This window comes from Massilia sp. SYSU DXS3249 (genome assembly GCF_053668055.1).
The window spans coordinates 266,242-289,509 of the sequence record NZ_JBSIPX010000003.1; the positions used below are offsets into that span (position 1 = coordinate 266,242).

The window sequence follows — 23,268 nt, forward strand, 5'->3', positions numbered from 1 at the left end:
ACCGAGGATTACCGTGACACAGAACAAACCGAAACTCCTGATCATCGAAGACGACCCGGGCCTGCAAAAGCAGCTCAAATGGAGCCTGGACGCGTATGAGGTCGTGGTCGCGGGCGACCGCGAAGCGGCGCTGGCGCAAGTGCGGCGCCACGAACCGGCCGTCGTCACCATGGACCTCGGCCTGCCGCCCGACCCGGACGGCTCGACCGAGGGCCTGGCCACGCTGCAGCAGATCCTGGCCCTGGCGCCGGACACGCGCGTCATCGTCCTGACCGGCAACCAGGACCACGCGAACGCAGTGAAAGCAATCGGCCTGGGCGCCTACGATTTCCATCAAAAGCCGTGCGACCCCGAGGTGCTGAACCTGGTGATCCAGCGCGCCTTCTTCCTGCACGAACTGCAGCAGGAAAACCGCCGCATGCAGCAACAGCAGGCCGACTCGCCGATGTCGGGCGTGATTTCGCGCGCGCCGTCGATGCTCAAAATCTGCCGCAACGTGGAAAAGGTCGCCCCGACCTCCGCTTCCGTGATGCTGCTGGGCGAATCGGGTACCGGTAAAGAGGTCTTGGCGCGCGCCGTGCACGCATTGAGCCCGCGCGCGAAAGAGCGCTTCATGGCGATCAACTGCGCCGCGATTCCCGAAAACCTGCTCGAGAGCGAACTGTTCGGCTACGAGAAGGGCGCCTTTACCGGCGCGGCCAAACAGACCAAGGGCAAGGTCGAACTCGCGCACGGCGGCACCTTCTTCCTCGACGAGGTAGGCGATTTGCCGATGCCGCTGCAGGCCAAGCTGCTGCGCTTCCTGCAGGAGCGCGTGATCGAGCGCATCGGCGGCCACGAAGAAATTCCGGTCGACGTGCGCATCGTCTGCGCGACCCACCAGAAGCTCAAGGAACTGTGCGCGACCGGCCGCTTCCGCGAAGACTTGTATTACCGCCTGTCCGAGATCGTGGTGACGATTCCGCCGCTGCGCGAGCGCGAAGGCGACGCCGCTCTGCTGGCCCACCATTTTAAAAACAAGTTCTGCGCCCAGGAATCGCGCCAGGCGCTGCACTTCGCGCCGGACGCGATTGCCGCGATCGAAGCCTACCCGTGGCCGGGCAACGTGCGCGAGATGGAAAACTGCATCAAGCGCGCGGTCATCATGGCCGACGGGAACACGATCGTTGCCGACGACCTCGGCCTGCCGGGCGAGGGCGGGGAAGAAGAGCCGATCAACCTGCGCCAGGTTCGCGACGAAGCCGAGTACAAGGCCATCATCAAGGCGCTGGCGCGGGTCGACGGCAACATCGTCAAGGCCTCCGAGATCCTCGGCATCAGCCGCCCCACCATGTACGACCTGATGAGCCGTCACAACATCAAGACCGCCGCATGAAGCTGTGGACGGTGCTGGCCGCGCCGCTGCTGCTGGCGGCGGCCGGCGCCGCGGGTGGCCTCCTGTACCTGCAATCCCAGGGCGTCACGCCGCGCGCGCTTGCACCCTACATCCTCAAGCGTACCAGCGGCCACAACGAGCTTATCGTCGGCGCCGGACGGCTGGTCGCCGGCACCCTGCAATACCTCGACCGCGGCGCCGTCTCTCCCCAGCCGCTGCCGGCGCTGACGCTGGGCGCCCAGCCGGACGGTGCACCCGCCCCGCAGGGCAGGGAGCGCCTGGTCGCGTCCGGCGAGGAAGCGCGCCAGGCGATCGCGACGGCCGTCGCCGGCGACGTCATCACCTTCCTGCCCGGCGAATACACGCTGCGCGGCACCGTCTACGCGCGCCAGGCCGGCAGCGCCGAGGCGCCGATCGTGGTGCGCGCGGCGCGCCCCGGCACGGTGCGGATCGGCCTCATTGCCGCCGAGGGCTTTGCGGTCTCGGCGCCCTACTGGCGTTTCGAAAACCTGACGATCCAGGGCGCCTGCGGCAACGCCGGCGCCTGCGACCACGCCTTCCACGTGGTCGGCAAGGCCCATCATTTCGTCGCCCGCAACAACACGATCCGCGACTTCAACGCCCACTTCAAAATCAACGGCGAGCGCGGCCACTTCCCCGACCACGGCCTGATCGAAGCGAACACCCTGGGCAACACGGGGCCGCGCCAGACCACGCATCCGGTCACGCCGATCGACCTGGTGGCGGCCAGCGACTGGACCATCCGCGCCAATCTTATCCACGACTTCGTGAAAGCCTGGGGCGACCGCGTCAGCTATGGCGCCTTTGCCAAGGGCGGCGCGCAGCGCACGGTCTTCGAGCGCAATGTGGTGCTGTGCGAGCGGCTGCTGGCCGGCCAGCCCGGGCAGCGCGTCGGCCTTTCGTTCGGCGGCGGCGGCACCGGCAAGCCATACTGCCGCGACGGGCGCTGCATCACCGAACACGACGAGGGCGTCATGCGCGCGAACCTGGTGTCCGGCTGCTCGGACGCAGGGATTTATCTGAATAGCGCGGCGAATACGCGCATCGAACGGAACACCCTGCTCGACACGGCCGGGGTGCAGGTGCGCTACGCCGAAAGCGGCGCGGCGTTCGAAGGCAACCTGGTCGACGGACCCCTGCAGTCGCGCGACGGCGGCGTGCTGCGCTTGGGCGACAACCTGAGCACAAGCATCGTCTGGCTGTACCTCGGGCGCCATCCGCAGCGGTCGCTGTTTGCGGACCCGGCCACGCTGGACCTGCGCTGGCGCGATGACCCGCCACGGCGCGAGGGCCCGGCGGCGGCAAGCGATTTATGCGGGATGTCGGGCGGCAGCGGCGCAAGCTACGGCGCGTTCGACAACTTCGCACGCTGCCTGCGCGCCGGCGCCTAGCGCAAAGACAAGGGCAGGAACGGGCGTTCCTTCCCTTGTCGCCCTGCCTCACGGCGTAAGCCGGGCGCTCATGGTCTGGAGCGGCAAGTAGATGATTGCCCTGAGCATCTTCATTTGGCCTGCCTTCATTACCGCCGGCACATCGGTACGGGCCTCGTATTCGGCCAATACCTTGTCGGCGGCGGGCTTGACGGCCTTGGTCATGCGCGCCATTTCAGACTGTGCCACTCTAGCGGGCACTCCCAGCTCAACAGCGAACCCGATCACGTCCTTGACGGTCAGGGCATCGAAAGTGCGTGCCGCGCCGATGGCGAAGGAAAGTTCGACCTGCGGCCAGGGTGCCTCTCCTGCGCCGAGCAGTTCGGGGCGCGACCATGCCGCCGTGCTCACCAGATCGTAGTGGGGTGCGATGGCGTAGCCACGCTTGCCGGCGTACAGCGAGAGGTTTTTCAGGTGGGCGTCCGCATTGCCGATCAGGGCGTTGAACATGGTCCAGCGCAGCAGGGCAAGGCGGGCGGTGGCCTTGATCCGGCAGGCGTCGACGACCTCGCGCAAGGCGTCGACGCCCGAGCGCGCATATTTGGCGCCCGCCGACAGCGATAGCAACTGGGCGGCGTCGAGCGTGTGCAAGCGACGAATCACGCCGTCCCGGGTAACACGGTCGAAGCGCTCGATCAGATAGACGGGGGCGGGGACGTAGCGCAGGTGTACCGGCGGTACCGGCAGGCCGATTTCCCGGGCTACGCGCGCGCAAAACCATTCGTTGACGGCGCTGCTCGGATAGTGCTCGCTCAGCACATCCGGTTTCAGGATATGCGTCGATGGCCAGGCGCCCACAGGGTCGAACAGCGCGCCGTGCTCGTCCCTGACAACGGGCAGCTTTTGCTGGGCGCCGGCCAGGGACATTTTTTTTGGCGCCTTCGCCGCCAGCGGTATGCGTGGCATGGCCTGGATTCGTGCGTACAACTCTTCATCGGATAGCGCTTGCAAGCCCCCTGGTTCCTGTACGGCGCCGGGAGGCAGTAGGGTCAGCGCACCAGCGGACTCGGCACCGAACTGCGCCAGCAAGTCCCAGGCATCGCCACCTTTTTCGGGTAGTGCAGCGAACAGGCTGGCGCGGGCTGACTCTTCGGGCAACAAATTATCGAAGAACCACTGGACAGGGCGGTCGGTTCCCGCATCGACGATGACGTCGTTCCCTAGCGGGAGCTTCGGCGCAAGGGCGTGGCCGTCCTTGAGCCAGGCAGAGGCATACTGGAACGACCAGATACCCGCGTTTTCAAAGAGGGTGCCGACCGCCGCCGTGTCGATCGACACTTCCAGGCTGCGTGTCATAGGCGCACTCGTATGCGCTTGGGCTTACCGGAGGTAGCGGGCAGGACGATGGTTCCTGCTTCAGGGGGCGCGTTCAGCTGCATTTCGATGCCCAGCTCGTCCAGCACCGTGAACAGGTGTTCCAACGCGGCGGTGGCATTGCCTGATTCCAGACGGCGCAGGCTGACAGCCGATGTGCCGGACATGGCAGCGACATCGGCTGCAGGCAATTGCAGCGCTACCCGTGTCTGGCGCAGCACGGCGCCGAGTTGCGCAGGACTTTTAACGATGGGCATACGATCCGTTATCGAAAGATTTGTTTCGATTATAGGCGAAACGCGACCAATATAGCGCTTATCGATAGATTTCTATCGATAATCACAAAATCCTGCCTATTTACGTCCTTATCGAAAGAATTCTTTCGATAAGGAGCAGCATTCCATGCTTACCAGCTGCGCAGCCAGTCGCGCGTCCAGTTCGAGACTTGATCTTGCCAGGGCCGGCGCGAGAAGGTGTGGTCCGCCTTGTCGATCTGCTTGCGCGTAAAACGCGTTCCCGACAGCAGGCGCTGCCAGGCGCCGGGGCGGCTCGAGAGGCCGGCGAATTCCTGTGCCGTCAGGTCGGCGCCGCTCAGCACCACCAGCACCCGTCCGCCGAAGCGGGTCAGGGCGCCCTGCATGCGCTCGGGCAGCGGGGCATCCGGCGCCGCGTCATTTTGTGCGGAAGCGGCAGGTTTCGAAGTCAAGGCTTTACCGACATTCTGGTACAGCGAGCGCACCGATTCCCTGACGTCGAACTGGCCGCTGCCGATCTTCTTCCACAGGCGGGCGTCGAACAGGCGGTCCTTGTAATAATGCTTGATGGTGGCGCGTGCCTGTCCTTCCTCGGTGCGCACCCAGGGGTTCAATAGCACCAGGCCCGACACGCGCGGGTCCTGCGGCGCGTACAGGCTGGCGGCCGAAGCGCCGTCGCACAGCCCCCACAAGACCACTTCCCGCATGCCGGGCACCTCGACGAAAAAGCGGTCGATGGCGGCGCGCAGGTCCGCGTCGACGTTCTCGAAGGTCTGCAACTCTCCCTCGCTGTCGCCCATGCCGCGGTAATCGAAACGCATGGCCGGGATGCCGCTTGCCGCCAGGTCGCGTGCGAGCAGGGTGAACTGGCGGTGGCTGCCGGCGCGGTATTGCGGGCCGCCGACGACGATCAGGACGCCGCGCGGATGCGGTCTTTCAGGAAGGTCCAGCACGCCGTATAGCCAGGCGCCCTGGCAGGGGAAGGCGAGCGCGCGTTTGTTGGACACTGCGTCAGGCATCGGGCGTCTCCAGGCTGGCCAGGGTCGCTTCCAGCAGTTCGGGGCAGTCGATGGTCTCGGGCGCCGTCCAGAATTGCGGGCCCTGCACCAGGTGCACGTCGACCCGGCTGCCCTGCAGGCGCCAGGTGTCGGCCACGCGCACGGCCGCCGGCGGCAGCGGACGGCCGGCGGCGGCCGTCACTTCGAACCAGCCGATCGGGCAGCGCGGTCCGAGTGCGCGCGCGTCGGCCGCGTCGATGCCCTTCGCCAGTTCCGGGTTCAGCGTATAGCCGGCGATCTCCAGCGATTCGCCGGCGGCGAGGGCTTCGCGCAGCGCTTCGGTGCCGCCGCTGTCGCTGCCTCCGGCGAGCAGCTCGCCGGCCAGGCGCAGGCGCAGGAAGCCGTTCAGGTAGCCCGAGCCGTTGGTGACCGGCTGCCACAGCAGCAGGCGTTCTGGAGGATGTGGCGCGCGCTGCGCGTGCACGACGGCCAGCAGCGCGCCCAGGCGCAGGCCCCACAGGCCGGCGGGGCGGCCCAGGCGTTCTTCGATCCAGGCGCGCGCGCAGGCGATGTCCTGCAGCCAGCCGTCCCAGGTGGCGTCGCCGAAATCGTCGGCGCTGTCGCCGCAGCCGTGCAGGTCGAGCAGCAGCACGCCGATCCCCTGCGCGGCCAGTGCGCGTGCGCCGAGCGCCGCCATGCGGCGCGAACGGTTCATCTCCTCGGCGAACGGGTGCACATAGACCAGCGCGCCGCGGCACGCGCCTTGCGGGGCGTGGTACAGGCAGAAGCGCGGGCCGCCGGGGGTGTCGAGGAAGAAGGCGTCGGCGGGCGCGTGGCCGGGAGAGGGCGCGGTCATGGCAGCGTGCTGGTGCGCCTGCTTACTCGGCGCGTTCGGCGACAAAATTCGCCAGGCTGCCGAGGGTGGCGAAGGTGCTGGCGCTGATGTCGTCGTCGTCGACGACGATGCCGAAATGCTCCTCCAACGCGCCGATCAGGGTGACCACGGCCATCGAATCGAGCTCGGGCAGGCTGCCCAGCAGCGGCGAGTCCGCGTCCAGGGCGTGCCCGGCCGGGCCGAGGTTGAGCACGTCGATCAGGAGGTTCTTGACTTCTTCAAGGTACTTCATAGGCTAGCCGTCGTAGTGTGAGCGGGGCGGGAGGTAGCCGCGCGACGCGCATCGAGCAGCGCGTGCAGGCGGGCCAGTCCCGGCCAGCGGTAATAGTTGACATGGTACATAGTGCGTACCTCTTCCGTCCAGCGCGTATGCCATTCCATCACGCGCCCGTAAAATTCCAGACGCTGGAAGCGTCCATCCTCGAACAGGCTGCGGCAGGCTTCCTCGCGCATCAGCAAGGTCGGCGACAGGTTCGAGGGTACGCTCTCGTCGTACGCGGTCTTGAGCACGACGATGCTGTCGCCGTCTTCCACGCACAGGTCCATCGCCACCAGCTGCTCGCCGAAATAATAGCGGTAGACGCTGGCCGCCCCGCGCGCCGCCATCCCCTCGAGCATGGCCCGGTAATAGCGGCCCTGGGCGTTGTCGGCGCTGACCGCCGTGCCTTCGCCGCCCTTCCAGCCCGACGTTTCGAGGCGCCCGTAGTCGGCCACGGCCTGCGCCATGCCGGCGAAACTGCGGTCGACCACCATGCGCGTGAGGACGCCTTCGCGTTCGAGGCGCGCGCGCTGCTTCTTGAGGTTGCCCCGTAAATTCTTGCCGCGCGCATTCCAGTAGTCGTCGAAGCTGCCCGCTACAGTCACGCGCGCCGTGTCGATGTAGTCGAGGCTGCGGGTGCAGGGGCCTTCCGGCGGACGCGGCATCAGCATCGGGTCCATTTGCGTCAGCGCCAGCATCAGCGGGAAGCCGGGCAGGGCCCCGAGCAGGCTGCGCGCCAGTTGCGCCGTGTCCTGGCCGGGAGCCTGCAGCCACAGGCCGACCGGGGCTTGCGCTGGCTGGAAGGTGGCCCAGGCGCCGCGCCGGCTGGGGCGCACGATGGCCATCGCGCGCACGGCCGCGCCATTCTTCAGGCAGGCCAGCAGCTCGTCGCCGCGCCCGAACTGCTCGACCAGCGGCGCCACGAATTCGCAGGCCAGCAGAGACGAGGCATGGCCGGGGCCGAGCGAAGCGTGCAGGCGCGACCAGGCGTCGCGATGCTGCGCGAATTCGCGCGCGGGAACGAGTAGCCAGCTCATGGGGTCACCGCTTCCCGCAGGCGCGCCACCAGCCAGTCGACTTCGGTGTCGAGCAGCTCCTGGTGGCAGGGCAGGGCCAGCACGTGCCGTGCCAGCATCGCGCTGTTGGGGCAGGTGGCGGCGTCGACGCCCGGCCAGGGCGGGTTGCCGAAGCGGGTCAGCGGCACGCCGAGCGCTTTTAAACGCGCGAACAAAGCCTCCGGGTCGGTCGCTAGCAGCGGAAAGACCCAGGGGCAGGCGCCATCGGGCAGGCGCGCGTGCAGCGGCCGCACGCCGGGCAAGCCGAGAACAGCCTCTTCCAGGCGTGCGTAATGGCTGCGGCGCAGCGCCTGGATGCGGCCCGGGGACGCCAGTTTCAGCATGGTGCGCGCGAACAGGGAAGAACGTTTATCGAGCCAGCGCGGGTCGAAATTGAAGCTGCTGTCGGACGAGTCGGGCGCCAGGGCGGCGGCGGGACTGCTGCGCTGGCGCTTGACCAGTCCCCATAAGGCCCCTTTCGCGCGCAGCGGCAGCCACATGGCGGCGCGCACGGCGGATAGCCGGCCGTAAGCGAAACCGCGTTCCAGCGAATTGAGGGCCACCTTGGCCTCGAAGCCGGCGCCGGCCGAGTGCAGGGCCACGCGCTCGAGCGAGTGGCGGCTGGATACCAGCGCGCCGCCTTCGTAGACGGGCAGGAATTTCATGCTGCTGGCGATCGCATAGTCTCCCCAGGCGCCGACCGGGCGCCCGCCATGCTCGCCGATGAAGCAGTGGGCGCAATCCTCGATCAGCGCAATGCCGCGCGCGTCGCACAGGGCGCGGATCGGCGCCATCTCCTGCGGGAAGCCGAAGTAATGGGTGACCATCAGGGCGCGGGTCGCGGGCGTGATCTTCGCCGCGAGGTCGGCCAGGTCGACCGCGGCGTCCGGGCCGACCCGGTAGAACATGGGCTGCGCGCCGCGCCACAGCACGGGCGGGATCATCGAGGGACTGTGGTAGGCCGGCACCAGCACTTCGTCGCCCGGTCCCACGCCGATCTCGCGCAAGGCGAGCGCAATGGCGACGCGCCCGCTGGTCACCAGGCGGTAGTTGCCGGCATCGAGCACCGTGCGCGCCCGCACTCCGGCCGCGCGCCGGAACGAGGACGCCGACAGGATCGGCGCCAGCGGAATCAGGGGCCGGACGGGAAGCGGGTTGGCAAGCATGCGGGCAGTATAAACCGGGTGTTGAAAAATTTGCCACGAAACATCCCCGATTGGCGCCGAAAGGGCGTGCCTGACGCGGCCAAAAAGCTGCAAGCTGTTAAGATTGCGGGCTGCGCGGGGTGCTTCCCCGCACGCACCGCACCGACCCGCACCAACCTGCTCGATCCGACCATGGCTGACCTGATCCACGATGTTGTTTTCGATTCCGCCCGCCGCACCCCCGGCCTGGAGGCGCTCGTCCATGGAAGCACGCGCCTCGACTATGCCGCGCTGGCGGCCAGCGTCGAGGGCGCGGCCGGCGCGCTGGTCGACGCCGGCGTGCAGCCGCGCGAGCGCGTCGCCGTGTTCCTGGAAAAGCGCGTCGAGAACGTGGCCGCGATGTTCGGCGCCGCGCTGGCCGGCGCCGTCTTCGTGCCGGTCAACCCGCAGCTGAAACCCGAGCAGGTGGCGCACATCCTGGCCGACTGCAACGTGCGCGTGCTGGTGACCTCGAACGAACGGCTGGCGCAGTTACAAGGCGTCCTCGCGGCCTTGCCCGACCTGCGCACGGTGTTCGTCACCGGCGCGCCGGCCGCCGACGCACCGCTCCCGGTGCGCGGCTGGGAGGCCTCTCAACGCCCACTCGAAGCGGGTGTCGCCGCCGCGCGCCGCGCGATCGACGCCGACATGGCCGCCATCCTCTACACCTCGGGCAGCACGGGAAAACCGAAGGGCGTGGTGCTGTCGCACCGGAACATGGTGGCCGGCGCCCGCAGCGTGGCCGGCTACCTGGCGCTCACGCCGCGCGACCGCATCCTGTCCGTGCTGCCGCTCAGTTTCGACTACGGCCTGAGCCAGCTGACCTGCGCTTTCCTGACCGGCGCCACGGCGGTCCTGATCAACCACCTGTTCGCCAAAGACATCCTGAACGCAGTGGTGGCCGAGCGCATCACGGGCCTGGCCGCGGTGCCGCCGCTGTGGTTCCAGCTGGCGAACCTGGCCTGGCCGGCGGACTGCACGCTGCGCTATCTGACCAATTCCGGCGGCGCGCTGCCGACCGCCACGGTCGCCAGCCTGCGCGCGGCCCTGCCCGGCGCCGAGCTGTTCCTGATGTACGGCCTGACCGAAGCCTTCCGCTCGACCTACCTGCCTCCGGAAGAACTGGATCGGCGTCCGGATTCGATGGGGCGCGCGATCCCGAACGCGCAGGTGATGGTGGTGCGTCCCGACGGCACGCCCTGCGCGCCGAACGAGCCGGGAGAGCTGGTGCACCGCGGCGCGCTCGTCTCGCTCGGCTACTGGAACGATCCGGTGAAAACCGCGGAGCGTTTCAAGCCGGCGCCGGGGCAGGATCCGGCGCTGCCGCTGGTCGAGATGGCGGTCTGGTCGGGCGACACGGTGCGCATGGACGAGGAGGGCTTCCTGTATTTTATCGGCCGCTCCGACGACATGATCAAGGTCTCCGGCTACCGCGTCAGCCCGCTCGAAATCGAGGAAGTGGTGCATGCGAGCGGCCTGGCGGCGGAAGCGGTCGCCTTCGGGGTGCCGCATCCGCAGCTGGGCCAGGCGATCGTGCTGCTGGCGCTGCCGAAGGAGCCCGGCCTGGCGAGCGCCACGCTGCTGAAGGAATGCCAGCGCCGCCTGCCGGCCTGGATGGTGCCGGCCCACATCGGGCTGCACGCGGCCTCCTTCCCGCGCAACCCGAACGGGAAGATCGACCGCAAGCTGCTGCAACAGCCCTTTATGACGATGTTCGACGAAAGCAAGGAAGCTAAGCCATGAATGCGAAACCGGTCCACGCCGAGCAGACCCTGTTCCCGGTCGTCGACGATTGCCTGCAGGTGGGCGGCATTCCGCTCACTCGCCTGGCGCAACGCGTCGGCAGCACGCCCTTCTATGCCTACGACCGGCGCCTGCTGAGCGAGCGCGTGGCGCATGTACGGGCCCACCTGCCGCCGGAAGTCGAACTGCACTTCTCGATGAAGGCCAATCCGATGCCGGCGCTGGTGCAGCACCTGTCGGCGCTGGTGGACGGCATCGACGTTGCTTCCGCGGGAGAGTTGAAAGTGGCGCTCGACACCGGCATGGCGCCCGAACGCATCAGCTTTGCCGGCCCCGGCAAGTCGGACGCCGAACTGGCGCGCGCGGTGGCGGCCGGCGCCGTCGTCCATGCCGAGTCCGAGCGCGAAATCCGCGCGCTGGCGCGCATCGGAGAGCAGCTCGGCATCGCGCCCCTGCTGGTCCTGCGCATCAACCCCGACTTCGAACTGAAAGGCTCGGGCATGCGCATGGGGGGAGGCGCAAAACAGTTCGGCATCGATGCCGAGGATGCGCCGCGCCTGCTGGCGCTGGCGGCGAGCCTCGGTTTGACCGTACTGGGTTTTCACATCTTCAGCGGCTCGCAAAGCCTGAGGGCCGAGGCCATCATTGAGGCCCAGACCCAGACCCTGGTGCTGGCCGAACGGCTGGCGGGGGAGGCGCGCGACCCGGTGCGCATCTTGAACATCGGCGGCGGTTTCGGCATTCCGTATTTCCCGGGCGAGGCCGCGCTCGACCTGGCGCCGATCGGCGCCGCCCTCGGTGCCGCCCTGCCGCGGGTCAGGGAGCGCCTGCCGCAGGCGCAAGTCTCGATCGAGCTGGGACGCTACCTGGTGGGCGAGGCGGGCGTGTACGTGGCGCGCGTGGTCGACCGCAAGGTCTCGCGCGGCCAGGTGTTCCTGGTGACCGACGGCGGCCTGCATCATCACCTTGCCGCTTCGGGCAACTTCGGCCAGGTGATCCGCAAGAACTACCCGGTCGCGATCGGCAACCGCATGCGCGCCAGCGGCGCCACGGAGACCGCCTCGGTGGTCGGCCCGCTGTGCACGCCCCTGGATCTGCTGGCCGAACGCATGGACTTGCCGCAAGCCGAGATCGGCGACCTGGTCGTCGTGTTCCAGTCGGGCGCCTATGGCCGCTCGGCCAGCCCGCAGGGCTTCCTCAGCCATCCGGACTCGCCCGAAGTGCTGGTCTAAGCCGTTTCCTCCACTGATCCCCAACGGGCCGCTTTTGCGGCCCGTTTCGTTTTCTCCCTCCCGTTTCTTCTCGTCCACCGGACCCGACGCTGCTTCCGTTCAGCTTTTATTTCCTCAACGATAGCTTCATTCTAGGAAATTTAAATTGTTAAATTGAAAGCTCCAGTGCATGCCGGCGCGACTGCTTTTTTACCCAAAATAAACATTTCTGAAATTCAAGGAAAGCCCGTCAATACGGGCACTGTTCAAAATGTGCCTGTTCAATCGTGCGTGCCATTTGTAAATTTTTCGGTAAGCTAAGTGTTGTAAGTAAATTAATAAACCGATCACGATCCCTGGCCCGGCCTTGCCGGCCGCTGCCCAATTCGACCGTCCAACAGTCCGCCATGATGCCGTTCGCGCCAGTACTCATCCGTTTGTCCCCAACCGCCCGCCTGGACGACTGACCGCGATGCTGGCCCAGACCTTGACTACCTTCGACGAGCAGCTCGATGCGGCGTGCGAAGCGGCCATTGCTCCGCTGCGCGCGGCGCTGCCGGATATCGATCAGCGCATCGACGCCTTCATCGCCTGCTTCGGCCCGCCGCCTGCCGGCGCGACCTTTAAACATCTGACCTCGCAGGCGCGCGCGCTGCATGCGGCCGTGGCGGGCGCCGCCGGCGCGGAAGGCGCGAGCCGCTTCCTGCTGGCCAGCCTGCTGGCCGCCGTGCGCGCCAGCATGGCCAGCGAGCGGCTGGCGCGCCTGCCGGCGCGCGTACGCGCTCACCAGCTGCGCCAGTTCGCCCGCCTGGCCTTGCACGACGAGCGCTTCCTGCCCCACTGCCGGCTCGAGGCCGACGTGTTCCTGAAGGAGTTCGGCCTGGCGACTCTGCGCCTGTATGCGGGCGCCTCCAGCGTGATCGACCCGTATTCGGGCGTCGGCCGCTCGCTGATGTGGAAGGCGGGCCTGGCGCGCCTGCCCGCGCGCGCCCTGTTTTTCCTGCGCGCCGGCGGCTTCAAGCCCTATTTCGAGGTGCACGTCAACAAGCTGTACACCGACGAATTCAACGAGGAAGGACGCAACGAGTGCTACCGCTGCTGCGCCGAGCTGTACGCCCTGCATCCCGACAACCTCGGCATGTTTGCCGGCAGCTGGTTCTACGACCCGGCGATTGCCCGCGTCAGCCCGCGCCTGGCCTACCTGCGCGAGGTGCCGGTCGCCGGCGGCGCGCGCTGCATGCTCGACTCCCATAACGACCAGGCCGTGGCGAATGCAACGGCCACGTCCGCGACCCGGCGCGCCCTGGTCGAGGCCGGCCGCTACCGTCCGGCCTCCTACGCACTGGTATGGCCGCGCCGCGCCCAGATCGCCTGGGCACGACGCCACCCCGGCAAGAACTGAGGAACCCATGAAGCTCAAGAACGTCATCCTGCACGCCGCCAAGTACACGGGGCTGTTTGCGCTGGTGCGCACCGCGACCCGCAAGCGCCCACGCATCCTGTGCTACCACGCGGGCAGCATCGGCGACGAACGCCATTACAACCCGAAGCTGTTCTGCACCCGCGAGCAGCTGCGCCAGCGCCTGGACTGGCTGCGCAGCCACGGCTTCACCCCGGCGGAGCTGGAAGAGGTGACCCAGCCCGGCGGCACGGGCAAACCCGGCATTCCGGTGGCCGTCACCCTCGACGACGGCTGGTATTCGAGCTACCGCGACCTGCTGCCATCGCTCGCCGAATACGGCTACCAGCCGGTGCTCTACCTGCATTCGGAAGCCTATGACGTGGGCGTGCCGATCATTCCGGTCACCGTGCGCTATCTGCTGTGGAAGGCGGGATCGCAGCAAGTCGTGCTCGATGGATTCGGCTTTGGCGTCGAGGGCAGCTGGAACCTCGCCCATGCACGCGAGCGCGAGCGCCTGTGCGTGGCTGCCGAACGCTGGCTGGCCGACCAGGATCCGCATTCCATCACCGGCAGCCTGAAGCGCTTTGCCGCAGCCCTCGGGATTCCCGCAGCCCAGCTGGACCTGGAATCGCGCCGCTTCAGCTACATGACACAAGACGAGCTGCTGAGTGCGTCGGAAGCGGGCTGCCGCATCGAATTGCATGGACACGAGCATGTCTACCTGCCGGGCCATCCGGGGCGTAACCGCGACAACATCGAGCTCAACCGGGAACGCATCCTCGACTGCGGCCTGCCTTATCCGAAACACTATTGCTACCCGAGCGGCAGCTTCGACGAGCACGGGGCCGAGGTGATGCGCGCCGCCGGCGTCGAGACCGCCACCACCTGCGTGCCCGGCCTGGTCGACCCGCGCGACCCCGACGCCCGCTACTACCTGCCGCGCTTCCTCGATGGCGGGGATGTCTCCATGATCGAGTTTGAAGCGGAGATGAGTGGCGTGCTGGAACTGCTACGCAGGTTCGCGCGCCGCGCGCACCGGCCGCACCGCACGCTGCGTCCGGCGACGGCCTGAGGAGCAATAAGGCGTTTCCGGCAGCGGGCGGCGTTGATGTGTCGCTCGCGAACGATTTAGCGATCTCGCTACCCTGCGCAGCCGCGGCTCGCTGAGTTTTCTCCCAAAAAAATGGCGTCCATCGCGGACGCCATTTTTGTCTTCTGAATTCCCTTCTGCCTTATCCCACCAGTTTCAGCCGAATTCCCACCTTGCCCAGGACGCCCTGCATGCGGCGGAAGGCGAATTCCTCGGCGCCCGCCGGTTGCCCGGCGAACCGCCACAGCGCATACATTACCGTCACGTACACCAGGGCGCCGCTGGCCGCGCACAGCAGCAGCGCCAGCACGTAGTCGAGCGTTTCGTGGCGCAGGACGAGCTGGCTCTTGATCGCCACCACGACCGCCATCATCGCCAGCGAGGCGATCAGGGGACGCATCAGCTCGCGGCAGAAGCGGGTTGCCGACAGCTGCAGGCACTGCGCGACCAGGTACTGGTTCAGCGGGATCAGCAGGATCGAGGTGCCGAGGTAGGACCAGGCTGCGCCCTGCACGCCGTAATAGTAGACGCCCGGGATCAGCGCCGCGGTCTGGATCAGCACCTGGATCGAGGTAATCAAGGTGATCCGCTTGGTCATGCCCAGCACCAGGTAGATGTAGGAGATGTTCGTCTGCAGCGCCTTGATGATGCCGTACACGGCCAGCAGCTGGATGATCGGGATCGCCTCGATCCACTTCCAGCCGAGCGCCGCCGGCACCAGCAGTTCGGCCACCGCGACGATGCCGATGCCGGCGGGCAGGGCGATCAGGGCGATCGAGGCGATCACCTTCAGGAAGCTGTCGCGCAGCTTGTCCATGTCGTGCGCCGCCTTGGCGTAGCCGGGGAAGGCCGCGCGGTTGATCGGCGCCACCAGTTCGTTCGAGGGCAGCAGCGAGATTTCGGCCGCGATCGAGTACGTGCCGACCGGCGCCGCACCGAGCATGCGCGCGATGACGAAGGTCGGCGCGCGGTTGTGCAGGAACTGGATGAAGTTGTTCACCATGAGCCAGACGGAGCCATGGAACATCTCCCCCTTGGCCGCCAGCGAAAAGCGCGGCCGGTAGCTGCTGACCACGTACGACATCACCAGCGACAGGATGGTGCCGGCCAGTTGGCCGATCACCAGCGCCCAGTAGTTGCGCATGGTGACGGCCAGCGGAATGGTGACTAACAGGCTCGACATGCGTTTGCTGAGCAGGAACTTGAATTCGCGGTCGAAGCGCATCTCGCGCCGGAATTTCACGGTGCCGATGTTCGAAAAACCCTGCAGCACGAAGCCGACGGCCATCACGTACAGGATCATTTCCAGCCGCGGCTCGCGGTAGAAAGCGGCCGTGGCCGGCGCCAGCAGGGCCATCAGGATGCCGCAGCTGGTGGCGAACAGGACGTTGAAGGTCCAGGCGGTGTCGTAATGCTTGCGCTCGGCGTTCGGATTCTGGATCAGCTGGATGTCGAAGCTGAACGACATCAGCAGCGTCATCGCCGCCAGCAGCACCATGCTCATGCCGACCAGGCCGAAGTCCTGCGGCGCCAGCATGCGCGCCAGCACCAGGGTACTGACCAGGCCCAGGGCGTTGTCGAGCATCTTGAAGGCGACCATCCAGGCCGCCCCCTTGGCGATCTGCTTGTTGACGCTGTCGGTGCTCACCGCGCGGCCTCGTCGAACAGTTGCGCCAGCTGCACCGCCTTGTGGGTGCGCGAGGAACGCGCCACCAGCTCCTCGCTGGCGCGGTGCGCGCTGCCGCTGCGGATCGCGCCCACGAAATCGGCGATCGCCGGCGCCAGCGCGGCGGTGTCGTCGATCGGCGCCATGTCCAGGAAGCCCGCGCGGCGCAGCACGCCGGCCGTCTCGCCGGCGGCGTCGACCAGTCCCAGGATCGGTTTGCGCGCGCGGAAGTATTCGTAGATCTTGGCCGGGATCTGGTTGTTGTAGGGCGTGCCCTGGAAGATCAATAAACCGTCGGCCGACAGCATTTCGTGCAGGGCGTCGCGGTAGGGCACGGGCGGCAGCACCTCGACGATGTCCTGTACGCCGTGGCGCTGTACTTTTTCGATCGTGCCCGGGATGTCGCCCGGTGCGCGCAGCACCACGCGCAGGGAGGCGTCGATCGTGCCGGCCGCCTTCAGCTGCGCCAGCGCGGCCAGGAACTGCTCGGGGTTGCGCCCGGCGTCGTACAGGATGCCGCTGTGCAGCAGGGTGGTGCGCGCGTTCACGGTCGGCACGATGCCGTTGGTGGAGGCGGCGAAGTCGTCTTCGTCGTAGCCGTTCTCGATCACGTGGAATTTCGACGGGTCGATCTCCGGGAAGCGCGCGCGGTAGGCGTTCATCGCGTTATCCGTGGTGAACACGGCGAAGCGGCAGCGCTGCAGCGTCTGTTTTTCGAGCCAGCCGTAGATGCGGCGCTGGCGCTTCGACGAGGGGTGCGCAGGCTGCAGCATCGGGTCGCGGAAGTCGGCGATCCAGGGCAGCCCGGTGATGCGCTGCAGGGTCAGCGCGATCAGGTGCGCGGTGGCGATCGGGAAGGTCGACCACAGCACCGAGGGCTTGTGACGGCGGATCAGCTTCAGCCCGGCCAGCACGCCGTGGCCCCACCAGCTGATCCAGCGGTCCGGCAGCGCCATCAGCTCGCTGTAGCGCCCGCCCAGGCCGAGGTGGCGCTTGGTATCGAGCGCAAAGGCGCGGCACACCACCAGGTCGGGCGGCAGGCTGGCCAGCTGGGCCGGGTTGTGGGTCGCATAGGCGCGCGGGTTGGCCGACAGGACCAGCGGATGCCAGGATTGCGCCTGCAGGCGCTTCGAGAAGCTCAGGGTGCGCTGGACGCCGCTGCTGCCGGTCTGTGGCGGGAAGTGGAAGGCCACCATCAACGCGTGTTTAGTTTTCATGCTTGTTTCGTCTTACCTAAAATGGGGTCGTGCTCTTGCCTGCTCACTCTGCCAGCCAGCGCAACAGGCGCAGGCCGAACATCAGCGGGGTCTTGTCCCAGGGGCGGCTGCGCGCCAGCTGGAAGCGGTCGTGGCCTCGGGTGATCGGGCCGGGCAGGGTGGTGAAGGCGGCGGCGAAACCGGCTGCCTGCACCATCGCCGCGTGGCGCTCGTCGAAGTCCTTGCCGGGTTTGCCGTTCGGGTAGGCGAACAGGCGCACCGGCTGGCCCACGATTTCCTCGAGGTCGGCCTTGCCGGTGGCGATCTCGAGGCGCGCGGTGTCGTCGTCGAGGCTGGTGAGGATCGGGTGCGTCACGGTATGGGCGCCGATCTCGATACCGCCCTGCTGCAGGTTGCGGATCATCTGCGGCGTCAGCATCAGGCCCGGCGCCAGGTCGTCGCCGACCATCGCCTCCAGGCGTTCGACCAGCGCGGCGCGCGCCGCCGGCGGCAGGTATTTCGAGTGCTCGGTGAGCCGGCTCAGGGTCTGCTTGCGCGCTTCCAGGCTGCCCAGCGCGTAGCTGCCCAGGCCCTGGTCGGACAGGTCGAGCGTGTCCTCGGTCAGGCTCTGTACCGCCTCGATGATGCGGTCGTTCCACATGTTGCCTTCGCCCACGAAGCCGCTGGTGACGAACACCGTGGCCGGCAGGCCGAATTCGCGCAGCACCGGCAGCGCCAGGTCGTGCACCGAGCGGTAGCCGTCGTCGAAGGTGATGCAGACGGCGCGCGGCGGCAGCGTGCCGGCGTCGAGCGCGGCCAGGGCCTGCGACAGCGGCAGCACGTTGAAGCAGCGCGCCAGCAATGCCATCTGCCAGCGGAAGGCGGCGACGTCCGGCTCCGATTCGAGCAGCGGGTCGGGCCCGGCGAGGATGCGGTGATAGTTGACCACGCATAGCCGGTTGCCGCGGCCGGCCAGCGCGATGGCGTTGCCCACCGTGCGGATCAGGCGTTCAGTCAGGTAGGAATGTTGGTTCAATGTCGCCATTCAATCGTTCGGCGCAACATGCTGATACATCGTTGCGTAGGTGGTTCTTCGTACAGGTATTGCCAAGAACGATGAGCATCGCAGAAATAAAGAAAATCCAATGTTCGATAGGAAACACATCAGCTTATTCTTTTGTTTCCAGACTGGCGCTTCAAGCAGCGGAGCGGGTTCGCTGCAGGGCCTGTGGCAGGCCATCGATCACGCCTCTACGCCCAACCGTTCCCGCCCTGCCGTGCGCTACAAATGCGTATGGCCACCGCTGCAATCTACCCCTCAGGCCGCATTCCTGACGTCATCGGTTGCTTCCCAGTAGCGCTGGAATACACCGGCGGTCGTGATCAGGTATTGATAGTCCCTCAGGCCGGTACCGGTCATCAGGCTGGCGACACGCAGCACATTGCGGCTGATGATGTGGTCAGGGAAACGCGGAGCGGCGAGCATGTGTTTTCCTTTTTTTGCCGCAGCGCTGCGAATCTGTGCATACATGCCCTTGTCGTAATACTCTTCCCATTGATACCTCAGGCCCGGCGGGCTCGGTAATGTACATGGGATATGGCCGGGATACGCTTGCCATGGGATCGTGTCGAGTCCGTTCGGGAACTCTGCCAGCCAGTCCATGTAGAAGCGGTGGGCCATGAACCAGTCATTGGGCAGGCGTAGCACGCTCTCCAGGAAATCTGCATCGAAGAATGGCAGCTCGAATTCGATCCGTTCGACGTCGATATTCTCGAAGTGCTGGGCAAGATGGCGACGCTGGTCGTTCAACATCAAAAACAGGTGGAATTTCCGGCCGCCATCCGGGCTGTCGATGGCAGCAAGCTCATCTTTGATGCCGTCATAGGGCAGGCGGCGCAATTTGGTCTGGGCCTGGCGTTTGAAGATGCGCTGCGGGATGCCTTTGTGGAAAAGTTCAATGGCTTCCGTCGTCGCGTCGCGTTCCATCGCGTCAACAATTTCCGGTGTCATGTAGACATTACCCAAGCCCACGCTACCACCATCGCCCGACCAGATCCGCGGCGCCTTACCGCCATCGGCGACGTTGGCAAAGGTTTGCTTGATCCATTTCGCGACGGCGTCCTTGCGGTACCCCTGGCTCACGTTGTTCGCATTGGTCTCGATTTGCGTGTAGTTGATGCCGAGCTTGTCAGCAACAAACTTGGCAAACACCTGGTCCTGGCTGCGGTCGGGGGCGTAGTTTACGGCAAAGACCGTGCTGCCATTGGCCGCCAGGCCACCGACGATGACGCGGGAATCGAGCCCTCCACTCAGGAAGGCAGCGGCGATCGCTGACTTGCGGTGGCGCCTGTCGATGGCCTTAATAAACTCGCTGTAGGAACGTTTGACGGCCTGGTCGTAATCGACGCTCGTGTCGAGCGGACCGTCCCAGCGCCAATACAGGGAGCGTTCAACCTGGCCGCCTGTCACCGATACCGTTTCGCCGCTGCGCAGCATATTGATGCCAAGGTAAGGCGTCCGGTCGCCCAGCGAAAAATTAAATGCCACGACTTCGGTAACACCGCGCACGTCAAATTGCTTCGGCACTGCGGGAATGGCTTCCAGGACACGCAAGGCGGTACTGAACACGACAAAGCGCGGGCCGGCCCAGACATACAGTGGACGCACACCGATTTTGTCGACGAACAGGGTCAGGCGGTGGTCTGTCGCGTGGTAGTGCAGGCCGCAAAACGTGCCGCGCGCGCGGCTCAAAACGGCATGGCTGCCACAGTTGAATTCCTGGTGCAGGACATCTGCGTCTCTCGCGCGGTTCCAGTCCGGATCGCCTTCGCCTTCGCTCAGCAGCGGCTCGCCCGCCACGATCGTGACGTTGCCGCCAGCATCGGTGTGGTCCCCGGGGGCGTCGAACGCATTGATATCGACCTTGAGCGCAAAAAAGCCCGCAGCGGCATACTGCTGGGGAGTGTCCAACGGCGAGCGTGACACAGCACCACGTAATTGGTCGACCAGCTGGGTCGGCAGCGGGTCGTTCGGATCAAGGCTGTAAGCGCCAGCGAAAATGGTCATTATGTCGAGTTCGTTTTAGTTGTTCAACGTGATATCGCGACCGGCTGCTTCTTGAATCCGGCTGTCGCAATAAACTGGTACAGCATCTCGCGGTTGAGAATCCAAGTGAAGATCGTATAGCTTGCAATGCCTGCACATATCAGCAGTCCCAGCGCTGCGGGATGTCCGATCATGTCAGCAAACACGATATCGAACAGCGTGAGCAGCGCCAGCATCAAGCCTGTGCACAGGGCGGTAGGCCGCAATGCCTCGAGCAGGTCGGGCAGCGTCAGGCCGACCAGGCGGAACGGGATCATGAAGTTATGGTAAAGCAGCAGTAACGCCGTGATCGTAAATCCAGCCGCGACACCGATGATGCCCCATTGCAAACCAATTGCCAAGCCAACAAATACGATCAGGTTGGACACGATACCCCAACGCAGTTGCAAATCCGCACGGCCGGTTGCAACGTAAATCGACCCTGTGGTCGTGAGCACCGAGCGTATTGCCGCCAGGGGCGCAAACATCGCCAGCAGGGGGATCATCTGGGCCCAGTCGGCACCAAACACCGACAGGACAAAATGTTCTCGGGTGGCAAACAGGCCGATCATCAGCGGGAAACTGATGAATGCAATTGCGCTGGCAATCTGCAGGAATACCCGGCGGAAGCGCGGCAGGTCGTCCTGAGCCTTGGCGTAATAGGGCAGCATGACTTTGCTGAACACGGCAGAGATTGCCTGCATCGGGAACGCCATGAGCTTGAATGCCAGGTCGTAGACACCCAGTGCACCGGTACCGAGGTAGCGGCCGATCAGCAGGTTGTCGACGTTCTGGGCAAAGTAATAGAAGACGTTATAGCCGACCAGGTTCAGGCTGTAGCCCATAATGCTGCGTACTTCGGCCCAGACGAAGACCAGTTGCGGGCGCCAGTCGCCGACGATCCAGATCAGGATGGTGCTGAGCGCCGTGTACGTCATCACCTGGTAGACCAGGCTCCATACCCCTTGTCCCAATAGTGCGGCACTGATGCCGACCAGGTACGAGGATGCCGATGCGGCGAGCTCGATCTTTGCCAGTGCCTCAAAACGCATTTCACGAACGAGTACCCCGGACTGGACGATGGCGATCGAGGACAGCAGGAACGAAACCGACATCACCATGATGACCGGTTGGACGCGCGGCTCGCGGTAGAGTGCGGCAATGACGGGCGACAGTGCCATCATCAGCAAGGTCATCGTGAGCCCGAAAACCAGGTTCAGCCAGAACACACTCGATTGCAGGCTGGGTCGAAGCTCTTTTTGGCGTACCAGCGCAGCCCCGGTGCCGAGGTCGCGGAAAAGGTCGACAAAACCGAGAACGACCCCTGCCATCGCTACCAGACCGAAATCGTCCGGGGCAAGCAGTCGTGCAAAGATGACGTTTGCCAGGAGCGCCATGGCGCGTTTGCCCATCGTTGAAACAAAGGTCCATTTGACCCCGGTTACGACGCTTTCCTTAGATGTCATCCACTGCTTTCCCACAACTCATTAATTAACGGTCATACCCGCGGGCGTGACAGCCGTGCCGCCGTTCGACGGAGGGCACGCTGCCTGCCGATTCAGCACTATCGAACAGTTACGCCTTGCCGAGGACGGGCTCGTTCACCGGCATATTCTTGACGGGCATATCCTTCTCATCCAGGCCCACCCCCAGAACCTGTGCCTTGCGCGCCTGAGGGAGTATTCGGGCTTCCAACACGATCAGGACAGCGACGATGGCGAAGGTCAGCTCAAAGTACGCAAAGCTCAGCGCCGCGCCGCCCAGGGCGAAGGCGAAAAGGCAAAGTTGCAGCATGGTTGCCAGCGAGCCGATCCACTGCGGACCGCCATCGCGCTTGATGCTGCGTGCGATGCGAACTGCCTTGAGGAATGCGCCCAGCAGGCAGATCAGGTAGATAGCCAGGCCGAAGAAGCCGTGCTCGGCCAGCACTTGGAAATAGATGCTATGGGCAGCGCGGGCGCGCGTGGCGTTTGGCAGCGCAGTACCAGTGTAGAACCACTCGTAGTCGAAGAAGTGGCGTGACAGCTCACTCCACACCGAGAAGGTTTCAAGCGATTTAAAACCGCCTCCGAAGAACGGATTCTGCATGGCGAGGATAAAACTCAATTTCCAAGCGGTGACACGTCCCATGAACGAAGCGTCTTCATCGGCTGCTTCGAGCGTGTTCATGCGCGAGGTCCACTCTTCCGACACAAAGAACGATAGCCCGATTACCAATACCCCGATCAGCAGCAGGACCGGTACCTTGCGGTCGGTCTTGACGAACAGGTAGACGCCGAAACCGGCAAGCGCCACGAAACCGCCGCGCGACTGAGTCCCGATGACGGCGGCCACCAGCAGTAGCATCGTGCCGAGCAGGCCGAGCCAGATGATCCGCGAACGCTGGCCATACTGGCCCAGCAGATAGAAGCAGATCGGCAGGGTCATCACGAAGGCAAGCGCAAGTTCGTTGCGGTCGCCGAGTGCGTGGCCGGGCAGGCCTTCGATCTTGTGCCCGCCGCCGCTGGCAAGGTATTTGAGGGCCTCGAGATCGCCATAGAAGCCCACCGACAGCACCACGCACCACAGGAAGAAGTCGACATGCAGCTTCTTCTCGATGATCAGGATCACGAATACGAACAGCGCGATCACCTTGGCGAAGCGGTTCCAGATTTCCCAGGAACGTTCCGGCGGCGCCATCGTCATCAGGGTCGAAAGGGTCGTCCACACGAAGAACAGCAGGATCATGCCGCCCAGCGCCCCGAGTGCGGGCTTGGGCTTGTCCTTCATGACCAGGTAGCTCAGGATGGCTACGCCGGTGAACAGCAGGTTGTAGCGGATGTTGCCGGCAACGCCGTATACCCAGGCGTTGGGGAAGAACAGCGCGGTCCAGATCCACATGCCGAGGCCGATGAACGGGCGCCGCGCCATGAAGTACAGCATGAAGGGCAGGAGGCTTAACAGTACGAGGTCGCGCATGGATCAGCCCTGCCCCATCTTCTTGCGTTGTTCTTCGGCTTTGGTCTCGGCCACGTCGGCGCGCAGGGCCCAGCGGCACAGGTACACGACGGCCAGCAGGTTGCAGGCCCAGAGAATTGATTCCATCTTGCG

At 65.5% G+C, this 23,268-nt stretch carries 20 protein-coding genes; 6 read left to right on the plus strand and 14 right to left on the minus strand.

All coding sequences use genetic code 11. The features are described 5' to 3' along the window. Positions 1-13: 13 nt before the first annotated feature. Both prsR and ACWCIA_RS05480 read left to right on the plus strand, forming a co-directional pair. Positions 14-1,375: a PEP-CTERM-box response regulator transcription factor gene (gene prsR / locus ACWCIA_RS05475; RefSeq protein WP_454161579.1), complete on the plus strand. Its 1,362-nt coding sequence runs from the start codon at positions 14-16 to the stop codon at positions 1,373-1,375. Continuing rightward, positions 1,372-2,787 (plus strand): right-handed parallel beta-helix repeat-containing protein, encoded by a 1,416-nt coding sequence (locus tag ACWCIA_RS05480; RefSeq protein ID WP_454161580.1) that lies wholly within the window; start codon positions 1,372-1,374, stop codon positions 2,785-2,787. Before prsR ends, ACWCIA_RS05480 begins: the two co-directional genes overlap by 4 nt. Positions 2,788-2,835: 48 nt before the next feature. Here ACWCIA_RS05480 and ACWCIA_RS05485 read toward each other — a convergent pair whose 3' ends face one another. From ACWCIA_RS05485 to ACWCIA_RS05515, 7 genes are all read right to left on the minus strand, one after another. Next, complete coding sequence (locus tag ACWCIA_RS05485; RefSeq protein ID WP_454161581.1) at positions 2,836-4,122, minus strand: HipA domain-containing protein; 1,287 nt, start codon at positions 4,120-4,122, stop codon at positions 2,836-2,838. Next, the gene (locus ACWCIA_RS05490) at positions 4,119-4,397 is read right to left on the minus strand and encodes a helix-turn-helix domain-containing protein (protein WP_454161582.1); all 279 of its coding nucleotides are present in this window, start codon (positions 4,395-4,397) and stop codon (positions 4,119-4,121) included. Before ACWCIA_RS05490 ends, ACWCIA_RS05485 begins: the two co-directional genes overlap by 4 nt. Before the next feature lie 149 nt (positions 4,398-4,546). Further along, positions 4,547-5,413 (minus strand): hydrolase 1, exosortase A system-associated, encoded by an 867-nt coding sequence (locus ACWCIA_RS05495; RefSeq protein WP_454161583.1) that lies wholly within the window; start codon positions 5,411-5,413, stop codon positions 4,547-4,549. Beyond that, positions 5,406-6,248, minus strand: coding sequence for a hydrolase 2, exosortase A system-associated (locus tag ACWCIA_RS05500; RefSeq protein ID WP_454161584.1), 843 nt, complete (start codon positions 6,246-6,248; stop codon positions 5,406-5,408). The genes ACWCIA_RS05495 and ACWCIA_RS05500 overlap by 8 nt, the downstream gene beginning before the upstream one ends. A gap of 22 nt (positions 6,249-6,270) precedes the next feature. After that, a complete protein-coding gene (locus ACWCIA_RS05505) occupies positions 6,271-6,519 on the minus strand; it encodes an acyl carrier protein (protein WP_454161585.1) in 249 nt (82 codons plus the stop codon). Then, positions 6,516-7,583 (minus strand): GNAT family N-acetyltransferase, encoded by a 1,068-nt coding sequence (locus ACWCIA_RS05510; protein ID WP_454161586.1) that lies wholly within the window; start codon positions 7,581-7,583, stop codon positions 6,516-6,518. The genes ACWCIA_RS05505 and ACWCIA_RS05510 overlap by 4 nt, the downstream gene beginning before the upstream one ends. After that, entirely contained in the window at positions 7,580-8,767 is a 1,188-nt protein-coding gene (locus ACWCIA_RS05515; protein WP_454161587.1) for a DegT/DnrJ/EryC1/StrS family aminotransferase, read from the minus strand. Before ACWCIA_RS05515 ends, ACWCIA_RS05510 begins: the two co-directional genes overlap by 4 nt. Positions 8,768-8,938: 171 nt before the next feature. Here ACWCIA_RS05515 and ACWCIA_RS05520 point away from each other — a divergent pair, with 171 nt between their 5' ends. From ACWCIA_RS05520 to ACWCIA_RS05535, 4 genes are all read left to right on the plus strand, one after another. After that, entirely contained in the window at positions 8,939-10,528 is a 1,590-nt protein-coding gene (locus tag ACWCIA_RS05520; protein WP_454161715.1) for an acyl-CoA ligase (AMP-forming), exosortase A system-associated, read from the plus strand. After that, positions 10,525-11,760, plus strand: coding sequence for a pyridoxal-dependent decarboxylase, exosortase A system-associated (locus ACWCIA_RS05525; RefSeq protein ID WP_454161588.1), 1,236 nt, complete (start codon positions 10,525-10,527; stop codon positions 11,758-11,760). The genes ACWCIA_RS05520 and ACWCIA_RS05525 overlap by 4 nt, the downstream gene beginning before the upstream one ends. Positions 11,761-12,211: 451 nt before the next feature. After that, positions 12,212-13,141, plus strand: a complete 930-nt coding sequence (locus ACWCIA_RS05530; protein ID WP_454161589.1) for a hypothetical protein — start codon at positions 12,212-12,214, stop codon at positions 13,139-13,141. 7 nt (positions 13,142-13,148) lie between these two features. Continuing rightward, entirely contained in the window at positions 13,149-14,213 is a 1,065-nt protein-coding gene (locus tag ACWCIA_RS05535) for a polysaccharide deacetylase family protein (RefSeq protein ID WP_454161590.1), read from the plus strand. 160 nt (positions 14,214-14,373) lie between these two features. On the opposite strand, the gene ACWCIA_RS05540 is transcribed toward ACWCIA_RS05535, so the two are convergent. The 7 genes from ACWCIA_RS05540 to ACWCIA_RS05570 all read right to left on the minus strand — a co-directional run bounded on the left by ACWCIA_RS05540 (position 14,374) and on the right by ACWCIA_RS05570 (position 23,262). Then, on the minus strand, positions 14,374-15,879 hold the full coding sequence (locus ACWCIA_RS05540) for a lipopolysaccharide biosynthesis protein (protein WP_454161591.1): 1,506 nt from the start codon (positions 15,877-15,879) through the stop codon (positions 14,374-14,376). Next, a complete protein-coding gene (locus ACWCIA_RS05545; RefSeq protein WP_454161592.1) occupies positions 15,876-17,114 on the minus strand; it encodes a glycosyltransferase in 1,239 nt (412 codons plus the stop codon). The genes ACWCIA_RS05540 and ACWCIA_RS05545 overlap by 4 nt, the downstream gene beginning before the upstream one ends. 43 nt (positions 17,115-17,157) lie before the next feature. Continuing rightward, a complete protein-coding gene (locus ACWCIA_RS05550) occupies positions 17,158-18,138 on the minus strand; it encodes a polysaccharide deacetylase family protein (protein ID WP_454161593.1) in 981 nt (326 codons plus the stop codon). Between the two features lie 273 nt (positions 18,139-18,411). Then, on the minus strand, positions 18,412-20,160 hold the full coding sequence (locus ACWCIA_RS05555; protein ID WP_454161594.1) for an asparagine synthase-related protein: 1,749 nt from the start codon (positions 20,158-20,160) through the stop codon (positions 18,412-18,414). 23 nt (positions 20,161-20,183) lie between these two features. Beyond that, a complete protein-coding gene (locus tag ACWCIA_RS05560; RefSeq protein ID WP_454161595.1) occupies positions 20,184-21,644 on the minus strand; it encodes an MOP flippase family protein in 1,461 nt (486 codons plus the stop codon). Between the two features lie 109 nt (positions 21,645-21,753). Next, complete coding sequence (locus ACWCIA_RS05565) at positions 21,754-23,136, minus strand: putative O-glycosylation ligase, exosortase A system-associated (protein ID WP_454161596.1); 1,383 nt, start codon at positions 23,134-23,136, stop codon at positions 21,754-21,756. Positions 23,137-23,139: 3 nt separating this feature from the next. Beyond that, positions 23,140-23,262 carry a hypothetical protein gene (locus ACWCIA_RS05570; protein ID WP_454161597.1) on the minus strand — a complete coding sequence of 41 codons (123 nt, stop codon included), beginning with the start codon at positions 23,260-23,262 and terminating at the stop codon, positions 23,140-23,142. Positions 23,263-23,268: the final 6 nt, after the last annotated feature.